2 protein-coding genes are annotated in these 1,056 nt (G+C 50.6%); both read left to right on the top strand.

Annotation, left to right across the window (positions count from 1 at the left end; all coding sequences use genetic code 11):
• Positions 1-339 (top strand): NAD/NADP octopine/nopaline dehydrogenase family protein (locus BG32_RS07615; protein WP_183084310.1); only part of this gene is annotated, 339 nt, incomplete at its 5' end.
• Between the two features lies 1 nt (position 340).
• Positions 341-1,056 (top strand): cobalamin B12-binding domain-containing protein (locus tag BG32_RS07620; protein WP_147434881.1); only part of this gene is annotated, 716 nt, incomplete at its 3' end.

The raw sequence follows: 1,056 nt of genomic DNA on the forward strand, positions 1-1,056 counted from the left end.
GAAGCCATGGGTGCGAAGGAGTGGCTTGATTACGCCTATGACGTAAAGGGTGAAGATCTCTATGCGGCCATCCATAGCAACGAAGGCTACAGGGGAATCATGGCGCCTATAAGTATTGAGAACAGGTACATTATGGAAGACGTGCCTATGAGTCTGGTTCCAATGAGCTGCTTTGGAAGAGAACTTGGAGTGGATACGAGAGTCATGGATTCGATAATAAGCATAGCCGGGGCAGTAATGGGGAGAGACTTCTGGAAGGAAGGAAGAAATCTTGTGAGCCTCGGCGTCGACGAAATGTCCGTAGAAGAATTGACCAGGTATGTCGAGGAAGGGACCTGATATGAAGATACTAGCAGGGGCCATTGGAAGCGATATTCACACAGCGGGAATTCTTAACTTCTTGAACTTGGCGCGTAATGAAGGCTATGAAACGATCTACATTGGAAGCGTGATAGGCATTGACAAACTGCTAGACAGCATAGAAGAGGCCTCGCCGGACATAGTGGCCGTAAGCTACAGGCTGGGAAAAGAGTCCTGCGAGCAGCTCCTCCGAGAACTGAAAGTCTCGCTGGAAAACAGAGGAATAGAAAAGAGACTGATCTTCGGTGGAACGGTCGAGACGGCCGAGGTGGCTGAAAAGAGCGGTCTCTTCGAGAAGGTCTTTGACGGCAGCGAGATGCCGGAGGAAGTCGTGATGTTTCTCAGGGGCAAGACGGACGAAAAGGGAGAGGTCGACTATCCTCAGACACTTCTCGAAAGAATCGCCTCCAAAAAGCCATATCCGTTGATAAGACATCACATAGGGCTTGAGACGGTCGATGCAACAGAGGAAGCCGTCAGAAAGCTTGCTGAATCGGGCTTGCTGGATATCATCTCACTGGCTCCGGACCAGAACTGCCAGCAGTGGTTCTTTCAACAGGAGAATATGATCTCCTCGGAAGACGGGGCGGGGGGCGCGCCTTTCAGAAAACGAGAGGATTTTGAAAGGATGTATGCTGCCAGCAGGACCGGTAACTATCCATTGATGAGGTGTTATTCTGGAACGAGAGACCTCCT

Origin of the sequence: Mesotoga sp. HF07.pep.5.2.highcov (assembly GCF_003666285.1) — a bacterium.
GTDB lineage: Bacteria > Thermotogota > Thermotogae > Petrotogales > Kosmotogaceae > Mesotoga > Mesotoga prima.